This window comes from Nostoc sp. 'Peltigera membranacea cyanobiont' 213 (genome assembly GCF_002245975.1).
Lineage (GTDB): Bacteria > Cyanobacteriota > Cyanobacteriia > Cyanobacteriales > Nostocaceae > Nostoc.
In genome coordinates this window covers 1-7120 of sequence record NZ_NOLI01000226.1, presented here as the reverse complement: position 1 = coordinate 7120, position 7120 = coordinate 1, and the positions used below count along the sequence as shown (strand labels likewise).

Sequence of the window (7120 nt, the reverse complement as noted above, 5' to 3'; positions counted from 1 at the left end):
CAAGCCCCTCTGGGGCGGGGTTTAGGATGTAGGGTGTGGGGGGTAGGGGATACAGCATTGAACGTGGCTTGAAACCCAGACCTTTGCAATCGTCCTAAAAAACCGGGCAAGTGACAATCGGGTTGTAGGGGCTATCTCTTCTACTACACCCCACACCCTACATCCTAAACCCCGCCCCAGAGGGGCTTGGTCATTATCACTAGGAGAGGTGTTTGAAACAAATTTTGATGTTACCTTAACCCGGACACCAACATGTATTGGGCATAAGTCATTTTTCACGATATTTTTCCCTGATAACTTGGTTGACAAGCTTCAGAGGGGATTGCATCAGTTATCAGTTATCAAAGACTCTGACTGATAACTGGTAACTATTATTCGCGCTGCTACTTCTTTTAGCTACAAAATTCTGAATGTTTATTAATTAAATTTAACATTTCACCTTGAAGAATTTAAACAGCCAAAAATATGCCACCAAAAAATAGCCGTTCTGGTGAAAACCCATGTATAATGGGGGAAGCAGCGCGGATTAAACTCAGTAGGACATTTTTAGTGGTAATTCAAGCGACCAAACTTTAACCATCACTTATTTTGTTCCTTCGAGATCAACCCCTGCTCTGAAAATATGAAACTGTTTGACTTTAGGGCAAAGTGCTACTCCTTAGTGGCGCTTTGTCCTTTAAATTTTGGTATTGACGTGGATTCACTTGCCTCTTCCTCTTTAACTAGGTATAAACCTGATCATACAGAACTTTTACTTGTTTGTGATCTCATTAAGTTTTGATTTTATGGTTAATTTTGGATGAAAAGTCGCTGAACAACCAAATATTTTCGTTAGTATATCAGCAAAATGTAAGATACGACTGGCCCAGTGCGGACGCCTCATGTTAAGAAGAGCAGTATATTCTCGACAGAGGCTAAACTAATCTCAATAATCTAAGCTTATTGCTAAAGTTTTAGGCGATAGTTTTGAGTTATGCAAACTGAAGCAAGTGAGAAATACTGATTCTTAATCTTGGTCGTGGACAAGATTAATTTAGATACGTTTGCCCTGGCGACTGACACGTTTGAGACTACTGACTTTACTCCAGGATTGTAGGACTATGCGGTTTTTTCAAGTTCAACTTGTCTTACCAAATTTAATAAAATATGTATCTAACATGGCATATAGCAAAAAGTCTCAACTTTTTGCTAGAGTTGAAATTGCCTGTAGCACCATAAATGCTGATCTTTAAGCAACACGTAAAGGAGTTTGTAAAAAGGTGGATGTTAAACAAGTTATCAAAGTGATAGATGACTTAGTGTTTGCAAAAGAAGGCAGGTGGCTAGAGAAGGCAGAAAAAATTGTAATTGAGGCTGCTTGGCTCGATTTAGATTATAAAGAGATAGCGGAGAACGTACCTTGTAACTTTGATTTTTTGCAGCGTCGTGTAGCACCTAAGTTGTGGGTGTTGTTAACAGGGATACTCGGTAACGGAGAAAAAGTTACAAAGAAACGACTGCGTCGCATTTTAGAAGAACAAATGCTTGATCTTAGGTCAGCCATCTCAGATGAAGCATCTACTGGTCTAGCCGTTATTGGGGGACATTTGCCTGACGTATCTAAGTTTTACGGTCGGACGCCTGAGATGGCCATGTTAAAAGAATTGGTAACTCAGGAACGTTGTGTAGCACTTATAGGCCAGCCAGGAATCGGCAAAAGCGCTTTAATCGCTAAATTGATTGAAGTTATGCGTGTGGCGTCGATTGAATTTGATAGTTTTATTTGGAAGTCAGTTTCCTATAGTCCGTTACTTCCAGAGTTGCTTGCCGATCTCCTTAAGCTTCTGGCTGATTTAGAAAATCAGAAGCTAGACTTGCCCGAATCCACTCAAGATAGGGCTTTAATGTTTTTTAAACAACTCGAATTACGTCGCTACTTGGTGGTTTTAGATTCAACAGAAGCTTTATTACAGGGGGATAGGAATACTGATTCCAGCCCTTATGGTGATAAATATGCAGATTATGAAGGATTTTTTAGAAGCATAATAGAGAAACAACATCAAAGCTGTGTAGTATTAACTAGTCGTGAACCATTTATTGATATTAATCGCTTAGAACACAAGGGTCAGCCAGCTAGAAGTATGAAGGTTGAAGGATTAGTGGGAAAAGAAGCGTTATTAATTCTCAAAAATAAAGGTTTATCTGACGAGGATGAATGGGGAGATTTAGTTGAAATTTATCGTGGAAATCCTTTATCTCTAGAAATGGTTTCTCAGAGAATTAAGAATTTTTTTGGTGGAAGTGTTAAAGAATTTTTGAAATATAAAACGACGTTAATTACAGATATATTTCAAGATAATTTGGACAGGATGTTTAAAGGAAATGGACGCTTGACTGATTTAGAAAAGGAAATTTTAACTTATTTGTCAGAAAAGCTAACTATCTTACCAGTTGATTCAATTTCCTTTAATCAATTGCTGAATTACTTAAGACAGAAACCAAATGAATATCTAATAACGACTACGGAAATAATCGAAGCTCTGGAGTCCTTGGATGAACGTTCTTTAATTGAACGAAAAGTAAGTGCTGAGAAAGAAATATTTTTGACTTTACAACCTCAAGTAAGAAAGTACATTTCTATATATACTTCTAAAGGATATCGTTATGGATTGAAAAATTCTAAATCAGCAGCTTAATCTATATATAACTTACAAAGGTGATTTATTGTATCAATCCTAAGTGTAAACAGAGGCAAAACCCTGATGATAGTGAAAGATGCCTTTATTGCGGAACGGAACTGCTGATTGAGCAGCGGTTTAGGTTAATTAAGCCATTACGCCCTTTAGACTTTCGTTACAATACAGAAATTTTTGAAGTAGTGGATGATAAAGGCATCCACAAGGTGATGAAGGTTTTGAAATCGCAGGAATCTAAAGAAATCGAGTTATTAGAACGAGAAACGCTGACGCTTCAATTGTTCGACCATCCAGGGATTCCTAGAGTTATAGACGATTTATTGACTGTTATTCCTGAAAAAAGTTACAGGACACTGCATTGCTTAGTTATGCAGAAATTTGAGGGACAGGACTTAGAAGAATGGGCAAAAGGTAATGGAAAAATCTCTCAAGCCTTAGCTCTGGATTGGCTTATACAACTAGTAAAAATTCTCGATAAAGTACACCGGAGTGGTTTTTTTCATAGAGATATTAAACCTTCTAATATTATTCTTCAACCTGATGGTCAGTTGGGTTTAATTGATTTTGGTGCAGTCCGACAAGTAACTGGTACTTATCTAACGAAAGTTAGCGGAAGTGGGGGGAATGATATGGGGCTTGGTCATCATGAAATTACAGCACTTGTAACGCCTGGCTTTACTCCCCTAGAACAAATTAACGGGCAAGCTTTACCGCAATCAGATTTCTATGCTTTAGGGCGAACATTAGCATATTTAGTAACTGGAACTCATGTAATTAATCTGCCAACAGACCCAAAAACAACAAGACTTGTTTGGAGAAATAAAGCACGAGAGATTGAAAAACCCTTTGCTGATTTGTTGGATGAATTAATGTCTCCGGCTCCAGGGAAACGTCCACCATCTACACAAGTCATTTTACAGCGTTTGGAGGAATTACCGTTTAAGTTGAAGCTAAACCGAGCTTTTCAATCTAGTCTATTTAAATGGTTAGGAACCGGATTACTTATAGTAATACTTTTTACTATTTGTCAAGGAACTTATTTAGCTTTATCTAGTTACTATTTTTACAAAGCTGCGCGACAGAATGAGCCAAAAATAGCTAAGAAGTATTATAAATTAGCAGCACAATACAATCCTAAAGATGAGAAAACATATAATAATTTAGCAGTAGCTTGTCAGCAGATACAAGACTTCAAATGTGCAGGCGAAAACTATGAAAAAGCTTTAAGTTTACAACCATTAGGTTGGGAAGTACACTATAATTTGGGAAATTTTTACGATGAACAAGATAAATACGATCTAGCAGAGCAGCAATACAAATTAGCAATTCAGTACAGCGGCAACCAAGCAATGAATGCTGTCAGTAATTTATCACGCTTGAAAAACAGACAAGAAAAATATTCAGAAGCTGCAACAATTGCAATTGAAGGATTAAAACGCACTTCTTATCCTCAATGGCAAGCTGGGTTGTACAAAAATTTAGGCTGGGCAAGATTAAAACAGCAGCGTTATGCAGAGGCAAAAGAATACTTAGAAAAATCGGTTAAATTAGATCCTCAAAGAGTAGATGCTTATTGCTTGTTAGCACAGACACAAGAAGCATTAGGTGATTTAAAATATGCACAAGCGTACTGGGAGATTTGCTTAATGGAAAATAGTGTAAATTCATCTCTGCCAGAAGTGCAAAGATGGAGGCAGGAAATATTACAGAGGATTTTTAAATAAAATTGACTAAAATCTTTAATTTTGCTTAAATTATCTGATTAGAGAATATCTGATAAATGTGATGCGGACTGTACTAAAATCAGTAAATAGAACAAAAAAGTGTATCCAATTTCAAGTAGCAGCAATTGCGTCAATATTATTATTTTCAAATTTGGGCGCATCAGGACAAAATCGACCGATAACAACGCAAAATTTACAATCTGGCAGATGTGAGCCAATTGCCAAAATCATCAAAGGCGATCGCCATTGGCCAAGCTTGAGCAAAGTTTGCAAGTCAGCTCAAATAAATCCAGAATCGGGGGGTAAAGTTGAAGTTTTTTGCTATCTAAGGGGAAGTATTTTACAAGTTTCTGCTGGCACTATTGGCGCTCAATGTTTACCCCTTTCTACGAGAGAAAGAAGTGGTTGTAGTTTACAAAATGAACACAATTGCATCAATATTAAAAGCCCAAATGACGATCCAGATGCGCCGAAATTAATTACCCCTTATGGAGTTACGAGTATTAATCCCCGTCCTGTCCTATCCTGGGCTACAACACCAGGAGTTAGTAGCTATATAGTGCAAGTAGAGGGCATAGGAGTAAGTTGGTCGTTGTCAGTTCAAAATACGCAACTACCATACCCGAAAGACCAGCCAGCATTGCAGGCGGGAAATGTTTATGACGTAAACATAATTGCCAAGCGAGGAGAGAAGTTCATTGCAAGTCAGAGTCTCTTGGTGTTAGTGTCAGAAGACAGATCGCAGCAGGTAGCGACAACAATAAAGCATCTTCAAACTCTCCAAGAGTCCCTAGATGAATTGGCGATCGATATAGATGCTGTATACAATGCACAAGGGTTGATAGATGAATCGATTGCGGTGTTATCTGCACGAACTAAAGTAAGTTCCCAAAACCCAGCTATTTACCGATTGTTAGGCGAACGCTACCTACAAGGAGATGCACTCTCTGCTGCCAGTAGTGCATATAAGAGTGCGATCGCATTAGCCCAAAAAGTTAACAATCCCGACGAATTAGCCAAGGCAGAAACTGGAGCAAAAATTGCAGCTGTTGCTCAAAGTCAGCTGCTAGCAACAAGAATAAAAGCCGCCCAATAGTATGGGTGGGAGTAGTTATTGCTGGATATTAGGCTTAACTGTGATTGCCTTAATGCCTGTGCTTTAGTTAGACCATTTTTTAAACCCTTGTAGAATTCACCAATGAGTTGGGCGGTAGATTCGGCATCTACCAACCAAAGTGTGGCTAAGGTACTCCGCGCTCCAGCTTGTGCAGTAATGCCAGCAATTCCCAAAGCTGAACGTCGATCTCCTTTAGCAGTCTCACAAGCACTTAAAACAAGTAAATCAATAGGAGATTGCTTATTTTTTAACAAAGATTTTAATTGTTGGACTTTAAGAAGTTCTTTCCAAGTCAACAGAAAAGTGTTGTCAGGATCTGAACTAAACTGAGCATGGGTACTCAGGTGAACTATAGGAAATGAATCGGTTTCAAATTTCTCTCGAAAGTTGTGATTAGTAAATTCATCATTGAGTAATACTGACACAGAATTAATATTTTTTTTAATATTCTTAATTTCCTGATTGACTTGAGGAAGAGGTTGAAAACTTTCCGTGACTAAAGTTTTTTCGGAAAGAATGACAGCTTCCGAGATGCCAGCAAATAAAACCTTTATTTGCTTTTCTTTTTCAAATTTAGCTTGTAATTGTTGGAAACTGGATGCGTTTGAAATAGCGTATGATTCGGTGAGATACTTGTTGCCATCATACAGCATATCAAAAGGGATACTTTGAAAATAGCTGTCGAGAATAAAGACTAAATTTCCTGATTTTGGTAAATACTGTTTGATGGGGACGATTAACAATTTATAAAGATTATGAGCATAAGTAATATAATCGTAACTTTGAACTTTAACGAATTGTTGATTGTGAATTACCCTGATAAAATTATCGATAGAATCACGAGCTAATTTGTTATCTATTTTGTGTCTATAAAAATGTTTTGAAGTTTGAACAACTACTTGAATTTGGTTCTCTAATTTTATAAAAAAGATAACTGGTGGAAAACTAGAAAAGTCTTGGCTATTAGCCGGAGGAGAAAATGTAGCTAATCTTCCACATTGAAGAAAGTTCTCTATTTCCGCAATTCTCAGCTTGTCTTGAATTGCAACTGCTCGTTGTGAATTATCTTCTTGAGAGAATAGGAACTCCATGTATTCGTGATATACAGGTTCAACTTTTTCTTTAAAATCAAACTGGATATCAGGATTCATCGCTAGAATATTACCTCTAACTTGGTCAAGGCTGTTAAGAGCAGATGTGTATGCTTTATCAGTTTTTTGATTTTGTTTGAGTTGCCGATACAAACGTCCCAATCTCCACTGCCATTGATAAGCAATGTCCCAACCCGGATTTCTCACAAGTGAGAAAAAAACACTTGGGTTAGTCAAATTTTAGATAACTTAATTGATACATTATCAAAATACCTCCAGAGTATGGTAACTTCAAGTAAAAACGTTTCTTCTTGATTCCCATGAACTAAATTATCGGTAACATCTAAATCTAAAATTATCTGTCGTGGTGGCTTTCGATCCGATTCTATAAATAGCTCAACTAGTAATGTTTCTATCGCTGATGCATCATGTTCAATACGGTGATATCTACTATCTGCTCTTGATGATACATTTTCTGGACAATGCTCAAGCCGATTTAAGGTACTTTTTCCA

The 7120-nt window shown here is 37.4% G+C and carries 4 protein-coding genes and 1 pseudogene; 3 read left to right on the top strand and 2 right to left on the bottom strand.

Annotation, left to right across the window (positions count from 1 at the left end):
• The first annotated feature begins 1259 nt into the window (after positions 1-1259).
• The 3 genes from CDG77_RS32570 (at position 1260) to CDG77_RS32560 (ending at position 5495) form a co-directional block, all read left to right on the top strand.
• The gene (locus CDG77_RS32570; RefSeq protein ID WP_094333334.1) at positions 1260-2675 is read left to right on the top strand and encodes an NB-ARC domain-containing protein; all 1416 of its coding nucleotides are present in this window, start codon (positions 1260-1262) and stop codon (positions 2673-2675) included.
• 20 nt (positions 2676-2695) lie between these two features.
• Positions 2696-4399 carry a serine/threonine-protein kinase gene (locus CDG77_RS32565; RefSeq protein WP_094333333.1) on the top strand — a complete coding sequence of 568 codons (1704 nt, stop codon included), beginning with the start codon at positions 2696-2698 and terminating at the stop codon, positions 4397-4399.
• 61 nt (positions 4400-4460) lie between these two features.
• On the top strand, positions 4461-5495 hold the full coding sequence (locus CDG77_RS32560) for a hypothetical protein (RefSeq protein WP_094333332.1): 1035 nt from the start codon (positions 4461-4463) through the stop codon (positions 5493-5495).
• On the opposite strand, the gene CDG77_RS32555 is transcribed toward CDG77_RS32560, so the two are convergent.
• Positions 5459-6814, bottom strand: a complete 1356-nt coding sequence (locus tag CDG77_RS32555) for a CHAT domain-containing protein (RefSeq protein WP_094333331.1) — start codon at positions 6812-6814, stop codon at positions 5459-5461. The genes CDG77_RS32560 and CDG77_RS32555 overlap by 37 nt on opposite strands.
• A 92-nt stretch (positions 6815-6906) precedes the next feature.
• Positions 6907-7120 (bottom strand): annotated as a pseudogene (locus CDG77_RS32550) (transposase); the annotation flags it as partial.